The following is a 24452-nucleotide window of genomic DNA, read 5'->3' as shown; positions in this document are numbered from 1 at the left end:
GGTCCGCTCACCTCGGTAAGCGCCTGAGATGTCACTGCTTCGCCGCTATCCTGCAACATGAATGACGTAAACTATCCATCCTATAAGGGTGGCAAAAGACACGCATGATGCAAGCGAAACATGTTACTTAATGGCAGGTTATCAGCCTGGTAGCGCCTGTTTTTGCTGCTGCAAGTCCTGCTCGATACCGTCCCGAACCTCCTGAGGAATTTTTAGTGCGTCTCCTAACGCATTCAGATAGCTACGTTCCATAAAGTGGTCAATATCAATGGCGGCGCAGCTCAGGAAGTAGATTTCCAGGGCTTCTTCTTCATTGCGAACACCCTGTGCCAGACGTTGTGGATCAAGCGGCTGCTCAATAGCTTTTTCGATAAACACACGCCCTTGCTCTTCCACACCTGATTCTCGCAGTTGGTGCTCAATCGCCGCGCGTTCTTTGGCATCAATATGCCCATCGCTTTTTGCAGCAAAAACCAGCGCCAGGATCAGTCGCTCAGTGCGAACATCCAGCGGCGTACTTTGGCTGCCGAATTGCGGCTCCCCCTGATGCGCGGCGCGTACTTTATCTTTGTACTTATTCCACAATACGGAACCCGCCACCGCGCCGCCGCCCACCAGCAAAGCGCCAGTACCGTATTTGGTTAATAATTTGCGCGAAGACTTATTGGCGACCAACAGTCCAGCCAGACCGCCCAGCGCGCCGGGAACCAGCAGTTTATTTAACCCCTGTTCACCGGAAGGCGATGCAGAAGCGCCTTTTTGCCCAAGAAGTGATTGTAATTGGTTCAACCAGTTAGCCATAGTACCCCTCAAATACAGACCAATAATGGTCAAGCGTACCTGAGGGGATGTCAGGAATTGTCTGTTCCGGCAAAAGAAGCGCAAATTACGCTGCTAGCGGGGCTTATATTCCGCCTTGCCGGCTTTGCAATCAACGATGACCTGATAATGAACATCGGCGCTTTTACCGCGAACAGTTAGCGGAACTGTCCATTTATCATTTTGACCCACAACGTCCTGCACATTAACCCACGCGACCGGGTCAGCCTGCCCGACCTTTTTTTGGTCGTCTGCCCACCGCACGATACGATTTTGCTGGTAGTCGCGCTTCACGCTTGCCGCAATCCCGGCAGCATCCAGCCCTTCGCACTGCGGAAACTTAACCGATTTACTCTCGGTGGATGCCGCAAATGCCGATATGCTGGCGGATAACAACAGCAGGCTCAACAACGCTCCTCTTTTATTCATACTTTTCTCCTTAGCACAATGATTCAGGAAAAGCATGGTACAAAACGCCGGGAGCGCAAGTGTGGGTTCAGGCGGCTTGCTTTTTCGTTTTACTCACGGCGTCCTTTTCAACCGCCTGCGGAGAAGGCAACTTACCGGTTTTGAGGATAGTGCTTAACACCTCTTTATGTTCCGCCAGCCACAGCGACAACGCCTCGCGCTGCCCATCTTCCAGCACGACTGGCGACTGCTCAAGCCAGGTATCAAGAAGATCGGCAGTATCGAGCATTTTGTCCCAGGCGTCGGCTTCCTTTTTACTGGTAAATGACATCTTCTCCTCACCCTCGCGAATGACTACGTATTTAACTTCAACCGCCATTTTGCAGCCCCTTATTTACCTGTGTTTATATACAGTATATTGCAAGGCAGCAAGAAAAGCAATTTATTCGAAAAGACATACGCAAACGTTTTCGTATATACTGCGCGCAGGTAAATAAGGGGACAGAAATATGACGCTATTAGGCACTGCGCTGCGTCCGGCAGCAACGCGGGTGATGTTATTAGGGGCAGGAGAATTAGGAAAAGAGGTGGCGATTGAATGCCAACGCCTGGGGATCGAGGTTATCGCCGTCGATCGCTATCCTGATGCTCCCGCCATGCATGTGGCTCACCGTTCACACGTCATTAATATGCTGGACGGCGAGGCGCTACGTCATGTGATTACAGAGGAAAAACCGCATTATATCGTGCCGGAAATAGAAGCGATCGCCACCGATACGCTGCGCGAGCTGGAGGGCGAAGGGCTGAATGTCGTGCCTTGCGCCCGTGCAACGCAGCTCACGATGAACCGCGAAGGGATCCGTCGCCTGGCCGCAGAAGAATTAGGACTGCCGACATCGACGTATCGCTTTGCCGACAGTGAGGCCAGTTTTCATGATGCGGTAGCCGCAGTGGGTTTTCCTTGCATCGTCAAACCGGTCATGAGCTCTTCCGGCAAAGGCCAGAGCTTTATCCGCTCGGCCGAACAGCTCGCGCAGGCATGGGAGTATGCTCAACAGGGCGGACGCGCTGGCGCGGGTCGCGTGATTGTGGAAGGCGTGGTTAAATTTGATTTTGAAATCACGCTGCTCACCGTTAGCGCCGTCGATGGTGTGCATTTCTGCGCGCCGGTCGGTCATCGTCAGCAAGATGGCGACTATCGCGAATCCTGGCAGCCACAGCAGATGAGCGAACTGGCGCTGAAGCGGGCGCAAGAGATTGCCCGTCATGTGGTACTGGCGTTAGGCGGTCATGGCCTGTTCGGCGTTGAACTCTTCGTCTGTGGCGATGAAGTCATTTTCAGCGAAGTCTCCCCTCGCCCGCACGATACCGGAATGGTCACGTTGATTTCTCAGGATCTCTCTGAGTTTGCGCTGCATGTGCGCGCCTTTCTGGGAATGCCCGTAGGCGCTATTCGCCAGTATGGTCCCGCTGCCTCGGCCGTGATTCTGCCGCAGCTTACCAGTCGAAATATGACGTTTGATAATGTACACGCGGCGGTAGGAGCTGGAGTGCAGGTACGGCTGTTTGGTAAGCCTGAGATCGACGGCACCCGTCGTCTTGGTGTAGCGTTAGCGACAGGTGAAAACGTTGAAGAAGCGGTGATAAGAGCGAAAAAGGCCGCCAGCCGCGTGACGGTAAAAGGCTAATGCGCCATCGCCTGATGGCGACGTTAGCGCATTTTTATCAGACCTGTCTGATCGCCACTCGTAAGCCCGATAAGCAAGCGCCATCGGGCATTTAACGGCTTACTGCTTCGCGCCTTCTACCGCTTCGCGCGCCAGTTTGGTGATGCGATCGTAATCACCCGCTTCCAGCGCGTCGGCCGGCACCAGCCAGGAACCGCCGATGCACAACACGCTTTTCAGCGCCAGATAGTCACGATAGTTTGCCGGAGAGATGCCGCCAGTTGGGCAGAAACGTACCTGAGAGAACGGGCCGGCAATCGCCTGCAACGCTTTAGTGCCGCCATTCGCTTCCGCCGGGAAGAATTTGAACTCTTTCAGACCATAGTCCATGCCCAACATCAGTTCAGAAACGGTGCTAATACCGGGAATCAATGGGATAGTGCCTGCCGTCGCGGCTTTCAGCAGTGGCTCAGTCAGTCCCGGGCTAATCGCAAACTGCGCGCCCGCTTCCGTCACCTCCGCCAACTGCTGCGGATTGAGAACGGTTCCGGCGCCGACAATCGCTTCCGGCACTTCTTTAGCGATAGCGCGAATAGCATCCATCGCGCAGGCCGTACGTAAAGTCACTTCCAGAACGCGAACGCCCCCGGCCACCAGCGCTTTAGCCATCGGCACCGCGTGCTCCAGTTTATTGACTACAATGACCGGGACAACCGGGCCGGTGGTCAGGATTGCTTCTGCACTTGTTTTCCAGTTTTTCATCGGAATTCTTCTCTCGCCTGATTACTAGTGTGTCATCTTAAAAAGTGATACAGGTTGCGCCCTGCTCCGCACCCGACAGCTTTTCGCGCAGCGCGCCAAACAACTCACGCCCTGTTCCGACGCGCGACGCGCTCAGGTCCGGAATATGAGGCTGACGAGCGGCAAGTTCCGCCTCGTCGACCAGCAGAGTTAACTCACCTGTCTGCCCATTCACGCGAATGATGTCGCCATCGCGCACTTTTGCCAGTAAGCCGCCATCGTAGGCTTCCGGCGTTACGTGGATAGCTGAAGGCACTTTACCCGAAGCGCCTGAAAGTCGTCCATCAGTAACTAACGCGATTTTGAAACAGCGGTCCAATAATACACCAAGTGGCGGCATGAGTTTATGTAATTCTGGCATTCCATTCGCTTTTGGTCCCTGATGACGCACGACAACGACACAATCCCGGTCAAGCAGGCCCGCGTCAAACGCAGGCAGCACATCATGCTGACTTTCAAATACCATGGCAGGCGCTTCAATGATCTGGTTTTCAACCGGTACCGCAGACGTCTTCATTACTGCGCGCCCCAGATTACCGCTTAGCACCTTAGTACCGCCGTGAGGAGAGAACGGCTTATCAAAAGAGGCAATGACATCGTTATCCAGTGACCTTTCCGCGCCTTCACGCCAGTCCAGCTCGCCGTTGTTGAGCCAGGGCTCCAGCGTATAGCGTTTCAGGCCGAAGCCTGCGACAGTATTAACGTCTTCGTGCAGCAATCCGGCATTGAGCAGCTCACGCATCAATACCGGTACGCCGCCCGCCGCCTGGAAGTGGTTAATGTCCGCCGGACCGTTCGGGTACAGACGTGCCATCAACGGAACCACTTCCGACAAATCCGAGAAGTCATCCCAGTTGATCAGAATGCCCGCCGCGCGCGCCATTGCAACCAGATGCATGGTGTGGTTGGTGGAGCCGCCGGTAGCCAGCAGCGCGACAATGCCGTTCACCACGACTTTTTCGTCGATCATTTTACCGAGTGGCATCCACGTATTGCCGTTGCCGGTAAGACGTGTTACCTGACGTGCGGCAGCGGCAGTCAATGCCTCGCGCAGCGGCGCATCCGGATGCACAAACGAAGAACCCGGCAACTGCATTCCCATAAACTCCACCACCATCTGGTTGGTGTTGGCGGTGCCGTAAAATGTACAGGTGCCCGGCGCATGGTAAGAGGCGGCTTCTGACTCCAGCAGCGCCATTCTGTCTACTTTTCCTTCCGCATATAGCTGACGAATACGGACTTTTTCTTTATTCGGCAGGCCGCTCGCCATCGGGCCTGACGGAACAAAAATCGCGGGTAAATGACCAAAAGAGAGCGCGGCCATCGCCAGCCCCGGAACGATTTTGTCGCATACGCCGAGGAATAACGCGCCGTCAAACATATTGTGAGAGAGGCCTACTGCTGCCGACATCGCTATCACTTCGCGGCTGAGTAATGACAACTCCATGCCATCCTGACCTTGCGTAACGCCATCGCACATTGCCGGTACGCCGCCTGCGACCTGACCTACCGCATTCACGGAATGCAGGGCCTGACGAATAATCTGCGGATAATGTTCATACGGTTGATGCGCAGAGAGCATGTCATTGTAGGAGGTAATAATGGCGATATTATTGCGCAACATACTTTTCAGCGAGGCTTTGTCCTCTGGCTGACAGGCGGCGAAGCCATGCGCCAGGTTGCCGCAGGCCAGTTGAGATCGGTGGACCGTGGCGGTTTTCGCCTGCTCAATGCGGGCAAGATAGGCTTTTCGGGTCTGCTGCGAGCGTTCGACAATGCGCTGTGTTACGCGTAACAAATTAGGATTCATAGAGGCTCCTGAAATTTATCTGTCCGGCTACCGGGTTTACCATGCGTTTCATCAATGTGGAAAGACAGTGAAATACATGATGTCCGGGGATAATGGGGCAAAATCGTTTCAGGCAGTGTAATAAAAAAAGCCTCGCAGGTGAATCCACACGAGGCTTAAAAGTGCAAAAATGATTCTACAATCTGTGTTAGATCATGTTACCGGTAAAATACCACCTAAGAGTGAGTGGCAAATTTACTCAAACTCATTCCACGAACGACCGTCACGGGTAATCATCGCCACGGACGCTACCGGTCCCCAGGTGCCCGCCTGATACGGCTTCGGCGCGTCGTTGTCCATCGCCCATGCTTCGGTAATGGAGTCCACCCACTTCCAGGCTTCTTCCACTTCGTCACGGCGGACAAACAGCGCCTGAATGCCACGCATCGTTTCCAGCAGCAGGCGCTCATATGCATCCGCCAGGTGCGTCTGATTAAAGGTCTCGGAGTAGCTCAGATCAAGCTTCGTGATCTGCAGATTATGCTTATGATCCAGCCCCGGTACTTTGTTAAGCACCTGAATATCTACGCCTTCATCCGGCTGCAGGCGAATCGTCAATTTGTTCTGCGGCAGGTCTTGCCAGGACTCTTTAAAGAGATTCAGTTCAGGCGTCTTGAAATAAACCACGACTTCAGAGCACTTGGTTGGCAGACGCTTGCCGGTGCGCAGATAGAATGGCACGCCCGCCCAACGCCAGTTATCGATGTCGACGCGGATCGCGACGAAAGTTTCGGTGTTGCTGCTTTTATTCGCGCCCTCTTCTTCCAGATAGCCCGGCACCTTTTGCCCCTGCGCAAAGCCCGCGGTGTATTGACCACGAACCGTTTTTTCACGCACGTTGGAGCGATCAATACGGCGCAGCGATTTCAACACTTTGACTTTTTCATCGCGAATACTGTCGGCGCTCAGGTCAGACGGCGGTGACATGGCAATCATGCAGAGAATTTGCAGCAAGTGGTTCTGGATCATATCGCGCATCTGACCGGCCTGGTCAAAATATCCCCAGCGCCCTTCAATCCCCACCTCTTCCGCTACGGTAATCTCAACGTGATCGATAGTGCGGTTATCCCAGTTATTAACGAATAACGAGTTGGCAAAACGCAGCGCCAGCAGGTTGAGAACCGTTTCTTTGCCCAGATAGTGGTCGATACGATATACCTGGCACTCTTCAAAGTATTCGCCGACCCGATCGTTAATCTCACGCGAGGTCGCCAGCGAAGTACCCAACGGTTTTTCCATCACGACGCGCGCCGGTTTGGCGTTGAGTTTAGCCTCCCCTAACCCTTTGCAAATAGCGCCAAAGGTGCTGGGCGGCATCGCAAAATAGTTAATGGTGGTGCGGTTTTTTTGATCCAGCATATCGCCCAGGCGACTGAACGCAGGCGTATCGTTAACGTCAAGATTACAAAAATCCAGACGGCCGCTCAGCGTATCCCACAAGCCTTCATCAATTTTTTCCTTCATGAAGGTTTCCAGCGCCTCACGCACGACGTGGGTATAAGCTTCTTTATCCCAGTCCGCGCGCCCCACCCCAATGATCCGGGTATCCGGATGGATCTGGCCGGCTTTCTCAAGCTGATACAGGGAAGGCAGCAGTTTCCGGCGCGCCAGGTCGCCTTTCGCGCCGAAAATGACCAGGTCACATGCCTGGGCTGTTTGCGTTACCGCCATGTCATTCTCCTCAGTTAATCTCCTGGTACTTTAGCCAGGATATCGTTGTAATTTTATTACACAGCACTGTACTGCTTTTACGAGATTACGGAAACCGTAAACGCCTTTTCATAGGTGAACCGGCGTTTGATTGGCAATATAATCGGCAAAACGCCTAATAAAATTGTCGCTTTTCCACACAAGCTGGAACTTAAAATCCGACGTCGGTCATGTAATGAAAAAAAACGACACCTTTTTTAGCCATTTTGCCCCCTTTGACAGCCGCCAGGAGTAATATCTAACAAAACGCGCTCGGTTTCGCGCATCATTGAAATCGCTAATACCCATGAGCCTTGCTAATCATGAATATGCTGGAAAAAGTCCAGTCTCAACTGGAACATTTAAGCAAATCTGAACGAAAAGTCGCCGATGTTATTCTGGCCGCCCCAGGCAGATCGATTCACTTAAGCATTGCCATGCTGGCCCAGGAAGCTAACGTTAGCGAGCCAACGGTGAACCGTTTCTGTCGCAGCATGAATACCCGCGGCTTTCCTGATTTTAAACTGCATCTGGCGCAAAGTCTGGCAAATGGCACCCCCTATGTTAATCGCAATGTGGATGAAGATGACAGCGTTGAGGCCTATACAGGAAAAATCTTCGAGTCCGCCATGGCCAGTCTCGACCATGTTCGTCAGTCGCTGGATAAATCGGCCGTCAACCGCGCCGTCGATTTACTGACCCAGGCAAAAAAAATCGCCTTTTTTGGTCTTGGTTCCTCCGCCGCGGTCGCGCATGACGCCATGAATAAGTTTTTTCGCTTCAATGTGCCGGTGATTTACTCCGACGATATCGTGCTGCAACGGATGAGCTGTATGAATTGTAACGATGATGACGTCGTCGTGCTCATTTCGCATACTGGCAGAACCAAGAGCCTGGTGGAACTGGCGCAGTTGGCGCGGGAAAACGATGCGATGGTGATCGCCCTGACCTCCGCTGGAACGCCGCTGGCGCGCGAAGCCACGCTGGCCATTACCCTCGACGTACCGGAAGATACAGACATTTATATGCCCATGGTCTCTCGACTTGCTCAGCTGACCGTGATAGATGTGCTGGCAACGGGATTTACTTTGCGTCGCGGGGCGAAATTCAGAGATAACTTGAAGCGTGTCAAGGAAGCGCTCAAGGAATCGCGTTTTGATAAAGAATTACTCATCAGGAGTGATGACCGCTAAAAGCAATAACAATGTTCTACCCTTTTCGTCATCCGGGGACGTTCATTTTATACCGTTAAGGTTTCAGAACGACCGGATCAATGTTCACGCAACACCAAGTTGTTTTAGTCAACGGAGTATTACATGTCCAGAAGGCTTCGCAGAACCAAAATCGTTACCACGTTAGGCCCGGCAACTGACCGCGATAACAACCTTGAGAAGGTTATCGCCGCGGGCGCAAACGTAGTACGTATGAACTTCTCTCACGGCTCGCCGGAAGATCATAAAATGCGTGCTGATAAAGTCCGTGAGATTGCCGCCAAATTGGGGCGTCATGTGGCTATTTTAGGCGACCTGCAAGGGCCAAAAATTCGCGTTTCCACTTTTAAAGAAGGCAAAGTGTTCCTCAATATCGGGGACAAATTTCTGTTAGACGCTAACCTGGGTAAAGGCGAAGGCGATAAAGAAAAAGTCGGCATTGATTACAAAGGGTTGCCGGCAGACGTCGTTCCTGGCGATATCCTGCTGCTTGACGATGGTCGAGTGCAGTTGAAAGTGCTTGAAGTCCAGGGCATGAAAGTCTTTACCGAGGTCACCGTCGGCGGCCCGCTGTCTAACAATAAAGGCATTAACAAGCTCGGCGGCGGGCTTTCTGCTGAAGCGCTGACCGAAAAAGACAAAGCCGATATTCAAACCGCTGCGCTGATAGGCGTTGACTATCTGGCCGTATCCTTCCCGCGCTGCGGCGAAGATCTGAACTATGCACGCCGCCTGGCGCGCGACGCCGGCTGCGACGCGAAAATTGTGGCTAAGGTCGAACGCGCCGAAGCGGTATGCGATCAAAACGCCATGGACGATATCATTCTGGCCTCTGACGTTGTGATGGTCGCACGTGGCGATCTGGGCGTTGAAATCGGCGATCCGGAGCTGGTTGGTATCCAGAAAGCGCTGATTCGCCGTGCGCGTCAGCTAAACCGCGCAGTCATCACCGCAACGCAGATGATGGAGTCGATGATCACCAACCCGATGCCGACCCGTGCGGAAGTGATGGACGTGGCGAACGCCGTCCTGGATGGCACGGATGCGGTTATGCTGTCTGCCGAAACCGCAGCCGGTCAGTATCCTTCTGAAACCGTTGCCGCAATGGCGCGCGTCTGCCTGGGCGCAGAAAAAATCCCCAGCATCAATGTGTCTAAACACCGTCTCGACGTGCAGTTCGACAACGTTGAAGAAGCTATTGCCATGTCTGCGATGTATGCGGCAAACCATCTGAAAGGCGTTACCGCGATCATCACCATGACGGAATCCGGTCGTACCGCGCTAATGACTTCCCGTATCAGCTCCGGCCTGCCGATTTTCGCCATGTCGCGCCATGAACGCACGCTGAACCTGACCGCGCTCTACCGCGGAGTAACGCCGGTGCATTTTGATAGCGCGGCTGATGGCGTTGTCGCGGCGCATGAAGCTGTTAATCTGCTGCGCGATAAAGGGTATCTGGTTTCCGGTGACCTGGTTATCGTGACCCAGGGCGATGTCATGAGCACCGTCGGTTCAACCAATACCACGCGTATTTTGACCGTTGAGTAAAGCTCCCCCACACCTGTTCATCAGGTAATACAGGGTTTGTCAGCATAAAGCCTCTCTTACGAGAGGCTTTATTTATTTGATGGGATAAAGATCTTTACGCTTATACGGCTGAATCTCGCCTGGCTTGCGGGTTTTGAGCAGCTTCAGGATCCAGGTGTACTGTTCCGGATGCGGGCCGACAAAAATTTCGACCTCTTCGTTCATCCGTCTGGCGATTGTGTGATCGTCAGCCGTGAGCAGATCGTCCATTGGCGGGCGAATCTGGATAGTCAGGCGATGCGTTTTACCATTATACACCGGGAAAAGCGGTATCACGCGTGCGCGGCACACTTTCATCAGCCGACCAATTGCAGGCAGCGTCGCTTTGTATGTCGCAAAGAAATCAACGAATTCACTATGCTCCGGGCCGTGATCCTGGTCCGGCAGGTAGTAACCCCAGTAGCCCTGACGAACAGACTGAATAAAGGGTTTAATCCCGTCATTACGCGCATGCAAACGTCCGCCGAAACGCCGACGCACTGTGTTCCAGATATAGTCAAAAACCGGATTACCCTGATTATGAAACATCGCCGCCATTTTTTGCCCCTGAGAGGCCATCAGCATGGCTGGAATGTCGACGCCCCAGCCATGCGGTACGAGAAAAATGACTTTTTCGTCGTTACGACGCATCTCCTCAATGATTTCCAGACCTTCCCAGTCAACACGCTGTTGAATTTTTTTCGGACCGCGCATCGCCAACTCAGCCATCATCGCCATTGCCTGTGGCGCGGTGGCGAACATCTCATCGACAATCGCTTCGCGCTCAGCTTCGCTACGCTGCGGAAAGCACAACGACAAATTAATTAGCGCCCGGCGACGAGAACTCTTCCCCAGCCGTCCGGCAAAACGCCCCAGCGTCGCCAGCAAAGGGTCGCGGAATGATGCCGGTGTTAATGCGATCCCCGCCATTGCCGCAGCGCCCAACCAGGCGCCCCAATACTGCGGATAGCGAAAGGATTTTTCGAATTCAGGGATATACTCACTATTATTTTTTTTGGTTTCCATGCTTTTCCAGGGTCTGCTGACGCGAAAAGGAATTGTGAATAGTGTAGCGACGTCTGCGTCTCACACAAAACAAAAAAGCCGGCACACATCGCGTACCGGCTCTGTCAGCGCATTTGTTAATCGAAGCGCAGTTGCGGCAGAACCTCTTTCACCTGTGCCAGGTATTCACGACGATCTGACCCCGTCAGACCTTCCGTGCGCGGCAATTTTGCTGTCAGAGGGTTAACGGCTTGCTGGTTGATCCATACCTCATAATGCAGATGCGGCCCTGTGGAACGCCCGGTGTTACCAGAAAGCGCAATACGATCGCCACGTTTCACTTTTTGCCCCGGTTTCACCAGCAGCTTACGCAAGTGCATGTAACGTGTGGTGTAGGTGCGTCCATGACGAATCGCAATGTAGTAACCGGCAGCGCCGCTACGTTTAGCGACCACGACCTCGCCATCCCCCACCGACAGCACCGGCGTCCCCTGCGGCATCGCAAAGTCAACGCCACGATGCGGCGCAACGCGTCCGGTAACCGGGTTCAGACGGCGCGGATTGAAGTTGGAGGAGATGCGGAACTGTTTGGCGGTCGGGAAGCGTAAAAAGCCTTTTGCCAGGCCAACACCGTTACGGTCATAGAATTTACCGTCAGCGGCGCGAATGGCGTAGTAATCTTTACCATCGGAACGCATCCGCACGCCCAACAACTGACTCTGTTCACGCTTGCCATCCAGCATCTCGCGCGACATCAGAACCGAAAATTCATCGCCCTTTTTCAGCTTGCGAAAATCCATCTGCCACTGCATGGCTTTTATCACTGCGCTGATTTCGCTGCTGGTTAAACCGGCCTCTTTCGCGCTGGCGACAAAGCTACCCCCTACCGTACCTTTCAGCAGACTGTTGACCCAGTCCCCCTGCTGCATTTCACTGCTCATTTTAAAACCGTTGGCAGTGCGATCGTAGGTACGCGTTTCACGGCGGGAGACTTCCCATGTCAGACGCTGTAAATCGCCATCGGCGGTCAGTGTCCAGGAAAGCTGTTGGCCAATTTTCAGATTGCGCAGCTCCTTATCAGAAGCGGCAAGTCGGCTAATATCGCTCATATCGATGCCGTACTGATTCAGAATGCTGCTTAACGTATCGCCTGTGGAGACGACGTATTCATGGACGCCGACTTCGCCTGCGGTTTTATCGTCCAGCTCATCCTGAGGAATAGCTTCATCTTCCTGCGCGGCCTGATCGATGGGTTCGCTGGCCTCCGGTAAGAGGGAACGAATCTCGCTTTTCTCCAGTTCAATAGTTTTAACGATTGGTGCGGATTCTGGGTGGTAAACATAGGGCCGCCATACGGCGACGGCCAGTGTCAGAACGGTAAGTGACCCCAGCATAACGCGGTGGGGTCGGGGCAGATTATTAAATGCCAGGGCGACAGAGCGGGCTATCTGTTGCACGTATTCACTTCCTCGTTAATCTCCTTTCAGGCAGCTCGCATACTGGTTGGCTAATTGGCTTAAAAACGCTGAATAGCTTGTTTTACCCAGTTTAATGTTCGTCCCGAGGGGGTCCAGTGTTCCCATTCGAACGGATGTCCCTCTCGCCACGGCTTCCACGACCGCTGGCCTGAATTGTGGCTCAGCAAAAACGCAGGTTGCTTTTTGCTCAACCAACTGTGTTCTTATTTCATGTAAACGCTGCGCGCCAGGTTGTATCTCAGGGTTCACGGTAAAGTGACCGAGCGGGGTGAGTCCGTAGTGTTTTTCGTAGTAACCGTAGGCGTCATGAAAAACGAAATACCCTTTCCCCTTGAGCGGCGCGAGCTCGTTACCGACCTGTTTATCGGTTGCGGCTAATTGTGCCTCAAAATCCTTCAGGTTGGCGTCGAGTTTGGCTCGACTTTGCGGCATAAGTTCCACTAATTTTTCATGGATTGCAACCGCTGTAGCCCGCGCTATCTCTGGGGAGAGCCAAAGATGCATGTTATATTCGCCGTGATGGTGATGTACGTCACCTTTTTCCTCATCGGCGCCCGTATGCGCATGTTCATCCTCATCATCATCCGCGCCCTTCATGAGTAACGGTTTTGCATCGGCAAGTTGCGCAATGGTAACCTGCTTATTATCAGGGATATTCCTGACCGACTTCTCCATAAAGGCTTCCATTTTCGGGCCAACCCAGACGACTAAGTCCGCGCCCTGTAAGCGTTTTACGTCTGATGGACGCAATGAATAATCATGCTCGGATGCCCCATCCGGAAGTAATACTTGCGTATCCGTAACGCCATCAGCAATGGCGGAAGCGATAAACCCAAGTGGTTTAAGCGAAGCGACAACGGCGGCGTCGGCAGCCTGGGTTGCACTCCCCCAAAGCGCGGCGGATAATGCTGCGAAAAGAAGCGTATTTTTCTGTAACATAATGCGACTAATCATCGTAATGAATGTGTGAAATGTGATATTATAACATTCTATCACTTCTGCAAGCCTAAAATTAACATGACAAGTTTAGTTTCACTGGAAAACGTCTCGGTCTCATTTGGTCAACGCCGCGTCCTCTCTGACGTGTCGCTTGAATTGAGCCCCGGAAAAATTTTAACGCTTCTCGGCCCTAACGGCGCGGGGAAGTCAACGCTTGTACGCGTGGTTTTAGGACTGGTAGCCCCTGATGAAGGGGTGATCAAGCGCAACGGGCAACTCCGTATCGGCTATGTCCCGCAAAAGCTCTATCTCGATACCACGCTTCCCCTGACGGTAAACCGGTTTTTACGTTTACGTCCCGGCACGCAAAAAACGGATATTCTCCCGGCGCTTAAACGCGTTCAGGCCGGACATTTGATTGACGCGCCCATGCAAAAACTCTCCGGCGGTGAGACACAGCGCGTACTGCTGGCGCGTGCTCTGCTTAACAGGCCGCAGTTGCTGGTACTTGATGAGCCGACGCAAGGCGTGGATGTCAACGGCCAGGTCGCGTTATACGACCTGATCGATCAGCTGCGCCATGAACTCGATTGCGCCGTGCTGATGGTGTCGCATGACCTACATCTGGTCATGGCAAAGACGGATGAAGTGTTATGCCTGAACCATCATATTTGCTGTTCCGGCGCGCCGGAAGTGGTGTCTATGCATCCGGAATTTATCTCTATGTTTGGCCCGCGAGGCGCGGAGCAATTAGGGATTTATCGCCATCATCATAATCATCGCCACGATTTACAGGGTCGTATTGTACTGCGCCGGGGAAATGGTCACTCATGATTGAATTATTACTGCCCGGCTGGCTGGCCGGGATGATGCTGGCGTGCGCCGCTGGTCCTTTGGGCTCATTTGTGGTCTGGCGTCGGATGTCCTATTTTGGCGATACGCTGGCTCACGCGTCGCTTCTGGGCGTGGCTTTTGGCCTGTTGCTGGACGTTAACCCCTTTTATGCGGTAATCGCCGTTACGCTGCTGCTGGCCGCCGGTCTGGTATGGCTGGAGAAACGCCCTCACCTCGCGATTGATACCTTACTGGGCATTATGGCGCACAGCGCCTTATCTTTAGGACTGGTCGTGGTCAGCCTGATGTCCAACGTCCGCGTTGATTTAATGGCTTATCTGTTTGGCGATTTGCTGGCCGTCACGCCGGAAGATCTTATCTCGATCGCTATTGGGGTCGTTATTGTGCTGGCCATTCTCTTCTGGCAGTGGCGCAACTTGCTGTCAATGACTATCAGTCCGGATCTTGCCTTTGTCGATGGCGTGAAGTTACAGCGCGTGAAGCTGCTATTGATGCTGGTAACGGCGTTAACCATTGGCGTAGCGATGAAGTTTGTCGGAGCGCTGATCATTACGTCGCTGCTGATTATCCCCGCCGCAACCGCGCGTCGCTTTGCCCGTACGCCGGAGCAGATGGCGGGCGTCGCCGTTGGTGTAGGTATGATAGCGGTTACAGGTGGACTGACCTTCTCAGCCTTTTATGATACCCCGGCAGGGCCATCCGTAGTGCTGTGTGCCGCGCTGCTGTTTATCTTCAGTATGATGAAAAAGCAGGCAAGCTAAGCGTGTGTTGCCCGGTGGCGCTGCGCTTACCGGGCCTACAAAATCGCCCAGGTCTGATGAGCGCAGCGACTTCAGGCGCTAAGGCATCTCTGGCGGCGTGATCCCGAAATGGTTCCAGGCGCGCACCGTTGCCATACGCCCACGCGGCGTGCGCTGCAAAAAGCCTTGCTGAATCAGATACGGCTCCAGCACATCCTCAATGGTTTCACGCTCTTCGCCAATCGCCGCCGCCAGGTTATCCAGGCCGACCGGTCCACCGAAGAATTTATCAATAACCGCCAGCAGCAGCTTGCGATCCATATAGTCAAACCCTTCCGCATCGACGTTCAGCATATCCAGCGCCTGCGCGGCAATTTCCGCTGAAATAGCCCCGTCATGCTTCACCTCGGCGAAATCACGCACACGTCTGAGCAGACGGTTGGCTATACGCGGCGTACCGCGCGCCCGACGCGCCACTTCCAGCGCGCCGTCATCGCTCATCTCAAGCCCCATGTGCCTTGCGCTGCGCCCGACGATGTGCTGCAGATCGGGCACCTGGTAGAACTCCAGGCGCTGCACAATACCAAAACGGTCGCGTAGCGGCGAGGTCAGCGAACCTGCTCGCGTCGTCGCGCCAATGAGCGTAAACGGCGGCAGATCGATCTTAATTGAACGTGCAGCAGGCCCTTCGCCAATCATAATATCCAACTGGTAATCTTCCATCGCCGGATAGAGTACCTCTTCCACCACCGGTGAAAGCCGGTGAATCTCATCAATAAACAGCACATCATGCGGTTCAAGATTGGTGAGCATAGCCGCCAGATCGCCTGCTTTTTCCAGCACCGGGCCGGACGTGGTTCGGAGATTGACGCCCATTTCATTGGCAACGATATTCGCCAGAGTCGTTTTACCTAACCCTGGCGGGCCGAAAATCAGCAAGTGATCTAGTGCGTCGCCACGCAGTTTTGCCGCCTGAATAAAGATCTCCATCTGGGAGCGCACCTGCGGTTGGCCGACATATTCCGCCAATAACTTCGGGCGAATGGCGCGATCGGCGACGTCTTCTGCGATCGTGGCGCCTGCTGAAATCAGGCGATCTGCTTCTATCATCCTTTACCTCATAACGCGGCGCGTAACGCGTCGCGAATCAGTGTTTCACTGCTTGCATCCGGACGGGCGATCTTGCTTACCATCCGACTGGCTTCTTGCGGTTTATAACCCAGCGCCACCAGCGCAGCAACTGCTTCTTGTTCTGCATCTTCCGAGGTTGGGCTGGCCGGCGACGTCAATACCAGATCGACCGCTGGCGTAAAGAGATCGCCATGTAGCCCTTTAAAGCGGTCTTTCATTTCGACAATCAGCCTTTCGGCGGTTTTCTTGCCGATACCCGGCAGCTTCACCAGTGCGCCAAGCTCTTCGCGCTCAACCGCATTGACGAACTGTTGCGCCGACATGCCGGAGAGAATCGCCAGCGCCAGCTTAGGCCCGACGCCATTCGTTTTAATTAGCTCTTTAAACAGCGTGCGCTCTTGCTTATTGTTGAATCCGTACAGCAACTGCGCATCTTCACGCACCACAAAGTGGGTGAAGACGATTGCCTCCTGCCCGGCCTCCGGCAGCTCGTAAAAGCAGGTCATAGGCATATGTACTTCATAGCCTACGCCCCCTGTCTCCAGCAGCACGATCGGGGGTTGTTTTTCGAGAATAATGCCTCTGAGTCTGCCTATCACATGACGCTCCTGCGTAAAGGGCTGAAAAGATAATGCACTATCATAAAAAAAGACTGGATGTTTATCCAGATGAAAAACACGTATCCCGATATTTCTCTACTCCGACAACCCGCGATGGTTAACGACGGGTACGCTCCCCGCTGCGTACAAAATAAGTCGTACACTCATTGACAACTTTTTGCGTCCTACGCGAATAACTTTTTGCCAACATGCCGTGGCGCACGTTCGGTAGTCTTCAATAATGAGTATCCTGATAATACTAATAATGTATCCAGTACGAATGCCAACAGCGGAACATCGGGCCTCCAAAAAAACAGACCCGAGAATAGATTTAATAATATTAACCACTAGCGCTGAATTTAATCGCATGTTGTTTTATCGTCGCGCGCAACAGATTTTAATTCGCCATGACACAATAAATATTGTACAAACTCATTTTTCATGCCATCGAAATTCACGGCTGGCATCCCTTCTGAATAACTATAATAAATATTCACATACTCTTCGCTACTAAAAAATGCCTGTCGTTTTGCTGCTAACCCACGGCCTTTTGCTGCAATATACTGGAAGCAGTGGCCGCTGGCGCCACAGCTCCGCCCATCATCAACAATATATATATCGGCAGCGTTAAACAGCTGTTCCAGCCAGCACTGGCGAATCGTTCCGGCCGCACAAACCAAAAATAATGATGCGCTAATCATCCACCCGGATTTTTTTACCGATGTCATAGCCAGGAAAGCCATAAAGCACGCTGCCTGCAGGCACAAAACCAGTTCTTTATTCCCGGCAACCAAATGCCACTGGTTAAATACTAAGGTAATGAAAACTGAACTCAATGTTGCCAACAGTCTGGTCCTGAACCGCCTGGCAGGGAGAAGTAAAAATAATAATGAAATCGTCCCTGGCTTTAATAAAAAAACAACGGTATTAGCCTCTGCCATATCAATACTCAAACAATAACAAAAGCTAATAAACAGATGAAAGATAATAGCAACAAAAATATAAGGAAAATAAAATACCCAACCTATTCTCATTGGTTTATCATCAACCACGTCATACTCCCTGTCAATATGAGAGATCAGATGATGAGAAATTTACCACCTTAATTCTCCCCCAAATATATTTGCGACATTAATTCCAATAAATGAAATATTCACCATACATATTTCGATGACACTAAAGCTTGTCATTTATCTGGTATAATGCTAACTACCCTGTAGAATAAATAAAAGGAATTTATTTCAAATAATGGAATGCAGAGATGAAAAAACATTATTCTGTCCAATATGAAACCGGGGATATCGTCTTTACCTGTATAGGTGCCGCGCTTTTCGGCCAGATATCCACCGCTTCACAGTGCTGGAGCAACCATGTTGGGATTATTATTGGTCATAATGGTGATGACTATCTGGTGGCGGAAAGTCGCGTCCCCCTATCAACCGTCACCACGCTGTCACTGTTTATACAACGTTCAGCCGGACAACGTTACGCCGTTCGCCGTCTGCGCGGCGGCCTGACGGTCGAGCAGAAACTCGCCATCATGGAGCAGGTTCCCGCCCGGCTGAATAAGTTTTATCACACGGGGTTTAAATACGAGTCATCGCGCCAGTTCTGCTCGAAATTTGTGTTTGATATCTATAAAGAAGCATTGTGTATTCCGGTAGGCGATATTGAGACATTCGAAGAATTACTTCACAGCAATCCTGATGCGAAACTCGCCTTCTGGAAGTTCTGGTTTTTAGGTTCAATCCCGTGGGATCGTAAGACGGTGACGCCCGCCAGCCTGTGGCAACATCCCAATTTAGAATTAATTAGCGCCTGTGGAATTGAAACCCCTCAACGCGAGGCTGAGGGAGAATGATTTAGCGCAACCTTCCCCGCGCCAGATTGAGTCGGCTCTCGCTCATTTGCATCGCGTTCTGGCTAACGTGGCAATGCGTAATGGCGATAGCCAGCGCATCTGCGGCATCGGCCTGCGGGTTAGCGGGGAGCTTTAGCAACGTACGAACCATATGCTGTACCTGGCTTTTTTCCGCGCTACCAATACCGACGACGGTTTGCTTCACCTGACGCGCCGCGTATTCAAACACGGGCAGTTCCTGGTTGACCGCGGCGACAATCGCGACGCCGCGCGCCTGTCCCAGCTTGAGGGCTGAATCGGCGTTCTTCGCCATAAACACCTGTTCGATAGCAAAATAGTCCGGCTGGAACTGCGTGATGATTTCCGTCACGCCTGCGTATATGAGCTTCAAACGAGACGGCAAATCATCGACTTTGGTACGAATACATCCGCTGCCCAGATAGGTCAGTTGTCTGCCTACCTGGCGAATAACGCCATAACCGGTAATGCGCGAGCCGGGGTCAATACCGAGAATAATCGACACGCTATACCCCCTGCCCGCCGGCGTTTAACAGCACCATTACAGGGTCGCCGCCACCTCATCAGAGATCTCACCGTTATGGTAGACTTCCTGAACATCGTCACAGTCTTCCAGCATATCGATCAGACGTAGCAGTTTCGGCGCGGTTTCCGCATCCATATCCGCTTTGGTTGACGGGATCATGGACACTTCGGCGCTATCCGCTTTCAGACCCGCCGCTTCCAGCGCGTCACGCACTTTGCCCATCTCTTCCCAGGCAGTGTAAACATCAATCGCGCCATCATCATAGGTCACAACATCTTCCGCGCCAGCTTCCAGAGCGGCTTCCATGATGGTGTCTTCATCGCCTTTCTCAAAGGAGATGACCCCTTTCTTACTGAACAGGTATGCCACTGAGCCATCGGTACCCAGATTACCGCCGCACTTGCTGAAAGCATGACGCACTTCCGCTACGGTACGGTTACGGTTGTCACTCAGACACTCAATCATAATGGCCGTGCCGCCAGGACCATAACCTTCATAGATGATGGTTTCCATGTTCGAGTCTTCATCACCACCCACACCGCGAGCGATGGCACGGTTCAGAGTGTCGCGGGTCATGTTGTTGGCCAGCGCTTTATCTACAGCCGCGCGCAGACGCGGGTTGGCATCCGGATCGCCGCCGCCCAATTTAGCTGCCGTTACCAGTTCACGAATAATTTTAGTGAAGATTTTACCGCGCTTGGCATCCTGCGCAGCTTTACGATGTCTGGTGTTGGCCCATTTACTATGACCTGCCATAAATATTTCCTCAAAAAAAGCGCGCCTTTTCAGGCGACGTTAATGACAAACTCTTCAATCGCTTGCCGGTTACTCCAGGACTTGGTAAGCGCCGCCGCGTCAGGCGCATCAAGCCACTGGTACGTCAGATGTTCAGTGAATATCACCTGCCGCTCATGCGGTAACGCAAGGCAGAACCAGAATTCTGTATTGTGCATGACGCCCGGCGCATAGCGATGACGTAAATGTGAAAAAATTTCAAACTCCACCGTACGTTGGCAGTCGATTAAGGTCAGTTGCTCTGCCGCAACATCAATCGTGACCTCCTCTTTGACTTCACGTACGGCGGCCTGCAACGCGGTCTCCCCTTCTTCTATGCTGCCAGTCACTGACTGCCAAAAATCCGGGTCGTCGCGTCGCTGCAACATTAGCACCCGTTTCGTATCCTGCGCGAAAATAACCACCAGGACCGAAACGGGGCGCTTGTACACTTTATCCTTCACGCGACCTCGTTGTTGGCTGTTGAGTGACGCCGCGCATTGATGAGACTCGCCCCTGCGGGCCGCCGCGATATCACGCGAATGATGTCGTGTACATTGTTCATATCAGTTATTCTCGGCTTTCTTTACAACCTGAATCCCCAACTCCGTCAACGCTGCCTGGTTGGCGAAACTCGGCGCTTCGGTCATCAGACACGCGGCGGCGGTCGTTTTCGGGAAGGCGATAACATCACGAATATTATCGGTGCCGGTCAACAGCATGGTCAGACGGTCCAGACCAAACGCCAGGCCCGCATGCGGCGGCGTACCGTATTTCAACGCATCCAACAGGAAGCCGAACTTCTCGCGCTGCTCCTGCTCATTGATACCGAGAATACCAAATACGGTTTGCTGCATTTCACCGTTGTGAATACGCACCGAACCGCCGCCCACTTCATAGCCGTTAATCACCATATCGTAAGCGTTAGCGACGGCTTCTTCCGGCGCAGTTTTCAGTTCAGACGCCGTCATGTCACGCGGGGCGGTGAACGGATGGTGCATCGCGGTCAGACCGCCTTCGCCGTCGTCTTCGAACATCGGGAAGTCAATCACCCACAGCGGCGCCCATTTGTCTTCGTCGGTCAGGCTCAGGTCTTTGCCCAGTTTCAGACGCAGCGCGCCCAGCGCATCAGCAACCACTTTTTTGTTATCTGCGCCGAAGAAGATCATGTCGCCGTCCTGCGCGCCGGTACGTTCAAGGATAGCCTCGACGATGTCGGCGGTCAGGAACTTGGCCACCGGACTGTTAATCCCGTCCAGACCTTTCGCGCGCTCGTTAACTTTGATATACGCCAGGCCTTTCGCGCCGTAGATCTTAACAAAGTTACCATAATCGTCGATCTGCTTACGGCTAAGCTGTGCGCCGCCAGGCACACGCAGCGCTGCCACGCGGCCTTTCGGATCGTTAGCCGGGCCCGCGAAGACCGCGAACTCTACCGATTTCAGCAGGTCAGCGACATCTACCAGCTCCATCGGGTTACGCAGGTCTGGCTTGTCGGAACCGTAGCGACGTTCCGCTTCGGCAAACGTCATGACCGGGAAATCCCCCAGATCCACGCCTTTCACTTCCAGCCACAAATGGCGCACCAGCGCTTCCATCACTTCGCGCACCTGTGGCGCGGTCATGAAGGAGGTCTCGACGTCGATCTGAGTAAACTCCGGCTGACGGTCAGCACGTAAGTCTTCATCACGGAAGCATTTGACTATCTGATAGTAACGGTCGAAACCGGACATCATCAGGAGCTGTTTGAACAGCTGCGGCGACTGCGGCAGCGCGTAGAATTTACCTTTGTGCACGCGCGAAGGCACCAGATAGTCGCGCGCGCCTTCCGGCGTGGCTTTGGTCAGCATCGGCGTTTCAATATCAAGGAAACCGTGATCGTCCATAAAACGACGCACCAGGCTGGTAATTTTGGCGCGGGTTTTCAGGCGCTGCGCCATTTCCGGACGACGCAAATCCAGATAGCGGTACTTGAGACGCGCCTCTTCGGTATTAACGTGGTTAGCGTCAAGCGGCAGTGAGTCTGCGCGGTTGATGATAGTGAGAGAGGACGCCAGCACTTCAATTTCGCCGGTCGCCATATCCGCATTGACGTTTTTCGCGTCACGCGCACGCACGGTGCCCGTAACCTGAATGCAGAACTCATTACGCAGTTCAGAGGCCAGCTTTAACGCGTCCGCACGATCCGGATCGAAGAACACCTGCACAATACCTTCGCGGTCGCGCATATCGATAAAGATCAGGCTGCCAAGATCACGACGACGGTTGACCCAACCACACAGAGTCACCTGCTGCCCCACGTGGGACAGACGTAGCTGTCCGCAATATTCTGTACGCATGAGATATCCCTTAACTTAGCCGCAGGCGGATTGTTGCCTGCCATGCAGGCGACGAAGTCGCAGCTTTAGCTGTATGTCACAACTGGATGAAAAAAGGCGGCTATTATACTGGAAATTCTGCCGCACGATAAGAGTCAATCCAGCATGGGAGCGATAACTTGCCCGTTTCATGCGGTATCGACACTTGGTTCATACTGACTGTACCCGGGTTTTTCACGCGGGTATTGCGTATGCTCACAAAAATTAACAATATTTGTCGCCGCTTTCCTCTTTAATCGCGCTTAAGGTGTAGTGAAATCCGCTATTTTTAGGAGAGTGATTATCATGCTGAAACTCAACGCGACCACAACCGCCCTGGTGGTTATTGATTTACAGGAAGGAATTCTTCCGTTTGCCGGCGGCCCGTATACGGCAAATGAGGTGGTCGCCCGCGCCGCGCGGCTGGCGGAAAAGTGTCGTGCCAACGGCTCGCCCGTGGTTATGGTACGCGTTGGATGGTCTGATGATTATGCCGAAGCGTTAAAACAGCCGGTGGATGCCGCAACGCCTGCGCACGCGTTGCCGGAAAACTGGTGGACCTGGCCTACGGCATTGGGTAAAAAGGACAGCGATCTGGTAGTGACTAAACGCCAGTGGGGCGCGTTTTACGGCACCGACCTGGAATTACAGCTTCGCCGCCGGGGTATCGACACCATCATATTGTGCGGGATCTCAACCAATATCGGCGTCGAATCCACAGCGCGCAACGCCTGGGAGTTAGGATTTAACCTTATTATTGCCGAAGATGCCTGTAGCGCAGCCAGCAGTGAGCAGCATCAGAGCAGTATGACGCATATTTTCCCGCGCATTGGCCGGGTACGCAGCGTAGAGGATATTTTAAACGCCTTATGATCTACATTGGCCTGCCGCAATGGTCGCACCCGAAATGGGCGCGGCTCGGCATCACCAGTCTGGAAGAGTATGCCCGCCACTTTAACTGCGTGGAGGGCAACACCACGCTTTACGCGCTGCCGAAAGCGGAAATTGTCGATCGCTGGTATGCGCAAACTACGGACGATTTCCGTTTTTGCTTTAAATTTCCCGCCACCATTTCTCACCAGGCCGCTCTGCGCCATTGCGACGATCTGGTACAGGCGTTTTTTACCCGCCTGGCGCCGCTGGAAACGCGTATTGGCCAATACTGGCTGCAGTTGCCCGCCGCCTTTGGACCGCGCGATCTCCCCGCCTTATGGCAGTTTCTTGATGCGCTCCCCGCCACGTTTACCTATGGCGTAGAAGTTCGTCATCCGTGTTTTTTTGACAAGGGTGAGGATGAACAGCGGCTCAATCGCGGGTTACACGCGCGCGGCGTAAACCGCGTGATCCTGGATAGTCGTCCGGTACATGCCGCCCATCCCCACAGCGAGGCCGTCCGTGACGCGCAGCGAAAAAAACCCAAAGTCCCGGTACATGCGGTCGTGACGGCCAGCCATCCGATGGTGCGTTTTATCGGTAGCGATAATATGTCGCAAAACCGTGAGTTTTTCGCTGCCTGGTTGCAGAAACTCCCGCAGTGGTGGCAGACCACCACGCCTTTTCTGTTTTTACATACTCCGGATATCGCGCAGGCGCCGGAACTGGTGAATACGCTTTGGCATGATTTACGCAGCGTCTTACCGGAAATCGGCACTGCTCCGTCCATTCCACAGCAATCTTCTCTTTTCTGAAAATGCCCCCTATCATAGACAGTGCCATCAGCCATTTTAAAAGGGAGTTTGTATGGTAAGCGCGCTGTATGCCGTTTTGGGTGCGTTATTATTAATGAAGTTCTCTTTTAATGTCGTTCGCTTGCGAATGCAGTACCGTGTCGCCTATGGCGACGGCGGTTTTAGCGAATTGCAAAGCGCCATCCGTATTCATGGCAACGCGGTGGAATATATTCCTGTCGCGCTGGTGCTGCTGCTGTTTATGGAAATGAACGGCGCCGAAACGTGGATGGTGCATATCTGCGGCATCATTTTAATCGCCGGTCGGCTGATGCATTATTACGGTTTTCACCACCGCCTGTTCCGCTGGCGGCGGGCGGGGATGAGCGCGACCTGGTGCGCATTGTTGCTGATGGTGCTGGCAAACCTGTGGTATATGCCCTGGGAGTTGGTTTTCTCCCTGTATTAGCGCACAATATGCGCCTTTATTTT

The 24452-nt window shown here is 53.1% G+C and carries 25 protein-coding genes; 9 read left to right on the top strand and 16 right to left on the bottom strand.

Translation table 11 applies throughout. The features are described from left to right. Positions 1–141 precede the first annotated feature (141 nt). The 3 genes from EOS97_RS19765 to yebG all read right to left on the bottom strand — a co-directional run bounded on the left by EOS97_RS19765 (position 142) and on the right by yebG (position 1606). On the bottom strand, positions 142–801 hold the full coding sequence (locus EOS97_RS19765) for a tellurite resistance TerB family protein (protein ID WP_000024707.1): 660 nt from the start codon (positions 799–801) through the stop codon (positions 142–144). A gap of 93 nt (positions 802–894) precedes the next feature. Then, positions 895–1248 carry a protein YebF gene (gene yebF, locus EOS97_RS19760; protein WP_001042120.1) on the bottom strand — a complete coding sequence of 118 codons (354 nt, stop codon included), beginning with the start codon at positions 1246–1248 and terminating at the stop codon, positions 895–897. 67 nt (positions 1249–1315) lie between these two features. Further along, complete coding sequence (gene yebG / locus EOS97_RS19755) at positions 1316–1606, bottom strand: DNA damage-inducible protein YebG (RefSeq protein WP_000257726.1); 291 nt, start codon at positions 1604–1606, stop codon at positions 1316–1318. Between the two features lie 130 nt (positions 1607–1736). On the opposite strand from yebG, the gene purT reads away from it, so the two are divergent. After that, positions 1737–2915 carry a formate-dependent phosphoribosylglycinamide formyltransferase gene (purT, locus tag EOS97_RS19750; protein ID WP_000173432.1) on the top strand — a complete coding sequence of 393 codons (1179 nt, stop codon included), beginning with the start codon at positions 1737–1739 and terminating at the stop codon, positions 2913–2915. A 99-nt stretch (positions 2916–3014) separates the two neighbouring features. Here the strand turns inward: purT and kdgA are convergent, their stop codons facing one another. The 3 genes from kdgA to zwf form a co-directional block, all read right to left on the bottom strand. Continuing rightward, a complete protein-coding gene (gene kdgA / locus EOS97_RS19745) occupies positions 3015–3656 on the bottom strand; it encodes a bifunctional 4-hydroxy-2-oxoglutarate aldolase/2-dehydro-3-deoxy-phosphogluconate aldolase (protein ID WP_000800497.1) in 642 nt (213 codons plus the stop codon). A 37-nt stretch (positions 3657–3693) separates the two neighbouring features. After that, positions 3694–5505, bottom strand: a complete 1812-nt coding sequence (gene edd, locus EOS97_RS19740; protein WP_001069120.1) for a phosphogluconate dehydratase — start codon at positions 5503–5505, stop codon at positions 3694–3696. A gap of 234 nt (positions 5506–5739) precedes the next feature. Next, entirely contained in the window at positions 5740–7215 is a 1476-nt protein-coding gene (gene zwf, locus EOS97_RS19735; RefSeq protein ID WP_000301711.1) for a glucose-6-phosphate dehydrogenase, read from the bottom strand. 341 nt (positions 7216–7556) lie between these two features. On the opposite strand from zwf, the gene EOS97_RS19725 reads away from it, so the two are divergent. Then, entirely contained in the window at positions 7557–8426 is an 870-nt protein-coding gene (locus tag EOS97_RS19725; protein ID WP_001056719.1) for a MurR/RpiR family transcriptional regulator, read from the top strand. 123 nt (positions 8427–8549) lie between these two features. After that, positions 8550–9992, top strand: coding sequence for a pyruvate kinase (gene pyk, locus EOS97_RS19720; protein WP_000091156.1), 1443 nt, complete (start codon positions 8550–8552; stop codon positions 9990–9992). A gap of 72 nt (positions 9993–10064) precedes the next feature. Here pyk and lpxM read toward each other — a convergent pair whose 3' ends face one another. From lpxM to znuA, 3 genes are all read right to left on the bottom strand, one after another. After that, complete coding sequence (lpxM, locus tag EOS97_RS19715; RefSeq protein ID WP_000448401.1) at positions 10065–11036, bottom strand: lauroyl-Kdo(2)-lipid IV(A) myristoyltransferase; 972 nt, start codon at positions 11034–11036, stop codon at positions 10065–10067. 116 nt (positions 11037–11152) lie between these two features. Beyond that, the gene (mepM, locus tag EOS97_RS19710) at positions 11153–12472 is read right to left on the bottom strand and encodes a murein DD-endopeptidase MepM (RefSeq protein ID WP_001184028.1); all 1320 of its coding nucleotides are present in this window, start codon (positions 12470–12472) and stop codon (positions 11153–11155) included. A gap of 15 nt (positions 12473–12487) precedes the next feature. Then, entirely contained in the window at positions 12488–13432 is a 945-nt protein-coding gene (znuA, locus tag EOS97_RS19705) for a zinc ABC transporter substrate-binding protein ZnuA (RefSeq protein WP_000939601.1), read from the bottom strand. Between the two features lie 78 nt (positions 13433–13510). On the opposite strand from znuA, the gene znuC reads away from it, so the two are divergent. Together znuC and znuB are read left to right on the top strand one after the other, a co-directional pair. Continuing rightward, entirely contained in the window at positions 13511–14266 is a 756-nt protein-coding gene (gene znuC / locus EOS97_RS19700; RefSeq protein WP_000203019.1) for a zinc ABC transporter ATP-binding protein ZnuC, read from the top strand. Beyond that, the gene (znuB, locus tag EOS97_RS19695) at positions 14263–15048 is read left to right on the top strand and encodes a zinc ABC transporter permease subunit ZnuB (protein ID WP_000571508.1); all 786 of its coding nucleotides are present in this window, start codon (positions 14263–14265) and stop codon (positions 15046–15048) included. The genes znuC and znuB overlap by 4 nt, the downstream gene beginning before the upstream one ends. A gap of 78 nt (positions 15049–15126) precedes the next feature. Here the strand turns inward: znuB and ruvB are convergent, their stop codons facing one another. From ruvB to EOS97_RS19680, 3 genes are all read right to left on the bottom strand, one after another. Further along, positions 15127–16137 (bottom strand): Holliday junction branch migration DNA helicase RuvB, encoded by a 1011-nt coding sequence (gene ruvB / locus EOS97_RS19690; protein ID WP_000568504.1) that lies wholly within the window; start codon positions 16135–16137, stop codon positions 15127–15129. A gap of 8 nt (positions 16138–16145) precedes the next feature. Continuing rightward, a complete protein-coding gene (ruvA, locus tag EOS97_RS19685; protein WP_000580335.1) occupies positions 16146–16757 on the bottom strand; it encodes a Holliday junction branch migration protein RuvA in 612 nt (203 codons plus the stop codon). Between the two features lie 359 nt (positions 16758–17116). After that, entirely contained in the window at positions 17117–17809 is a 693-nt protein-coding gene (locus tag EOS97_RS19680; RefSeq protein ID WP_000227316.1) for a hypothetical protein, read from the bottom strand. 209 nt (positions 17810–18018) lie between these two features. Between EOS97_RS19680 and EOS97_RS19675 the strand changes: the two genes are divergently transcribed. After that, positions 18019–18618 (top strand): YebB family permuted papain-like enzyme, encoded by a 600-nt coding sequence (locus tag EOS97_RS19675; protein WP_000716753.1) that lies wholly within the window; start codon positions 18019–18021, stop codon positions 18616–18618. A gap of 1 nt (position 18619) precedes the next feature. On the opposite strand, the gene ruvC is transcribed toward EOS97_RS19675, so the two are convergent. From ruvC to aspS, 4 genes are all read right to left on the bottom strand, one after another. Continuing rightward, positions 18620–19141, bottom strand: coding sequence for a crossover junction endodeoxyribonuclease RuvC (gene ruvC / locus EOS97_RS19670; protein WP_000022509.1), 522 nt, complete (start codon positions 19139–19141; stop codon positions 18620–18622). A 36-nt stretch (positions 19142–19177) separates the two neighbouring features. Further along, positions 19178–19918, bottom strand: a complete 741-nt coding sequence (locus EOS97_RS19665; protein WP_000907242.1) for a YebC/PmpR family DNA-binding transcriptional regulator — start codon at positions 19916–19918, stop codon at positions 19178–19180. A gap of 29 nt (positions 19919–19947) precedes the next feature. Continuing rightward, positions 19948–20400, bottom strand: coding sequence for a dihydroneopterin triphosphate diphosphatase (nudB, locus tag EOS97_RS19660; protein WP_000653693.1), 453 nt, complete (start codon positions 20398–20400; stop codon positions 19948–19950). 102 nt (positions 20401–20502) lie between these two features. Next, on the bottom strand, positions 20503–22275 hold the full coding sequence (gene aspS, locus EOS97_RS19655) for an aspartate--tRNA ligase (protein ID WP_001258633.1): 1773 nt from the start codon (positions 22273–22275) through the stop codon (positions 20503–20505). A gap of 324 nt (positions 22276–22599) precedes the next feature. On the opposite strand from aspS, the gene EOS97_RS19650 reads away from it, so the two are divergent. The 3 genes from EOS97_RS19650 to EOS97_RS19640 are packed head-to-tail and all read left to right on the top strand — an operon-like array spanning position 22600 to position 24429. Then, on the top strand, positions 22600–23166 hold the full coding sequence (locus tag EOS97_RS19650; RefSeq protein ID WP_000916146.1) for a hydrolase: 567 nt from the start codon (positions 22600–22602) through the stop codon (positions 23164–23166). Next, positions 23163–23981 carry a DUF72 domain-containing protein gene (locus tag EOS97_RS19645; protein WP_000639228.1) on the top strand — a complete coding sequence of 273 codons (819 nt, stop codon included), beginning with the start codon at positions 23163–23165 and terminating at the stop codon, positions 23979–23981. Before EOS97_RS19650 ends, EOS97_RS19645 begins: the two co-directional genes overlap by 4 nt. 52 nt (positions 23982–24033) lie before the next feature. Beyond that, positions 24034–24429, top strand: coding sequence for an MAPEG family protein (locus tag EOS97_RS19640; RefSeq protein WP_000252975.1), 396 nt, complete (start codon positions 24034–24036; stop codon positions 24427–24429). The last annotated feature ends 23 nt before the right edge of the window (positions 24430–24452 follow it).

Origin of the sequence: Salmonella sp. SSDFZ54, assembly GCF_004010735.1 — a bacterium.
Taxonomy (GTDB): Bacteria; Pseudomonadota; Gammaproteobacteria; order Enterobacterales; family Enterobacteriaceae; genus Salmonella; species Salmonella enterica.
The sequence above is the reverse complement of the archived record's forward strand: the minus strand, read 5'-3'. Positions and strand labels throughout refer to the sequence as shown.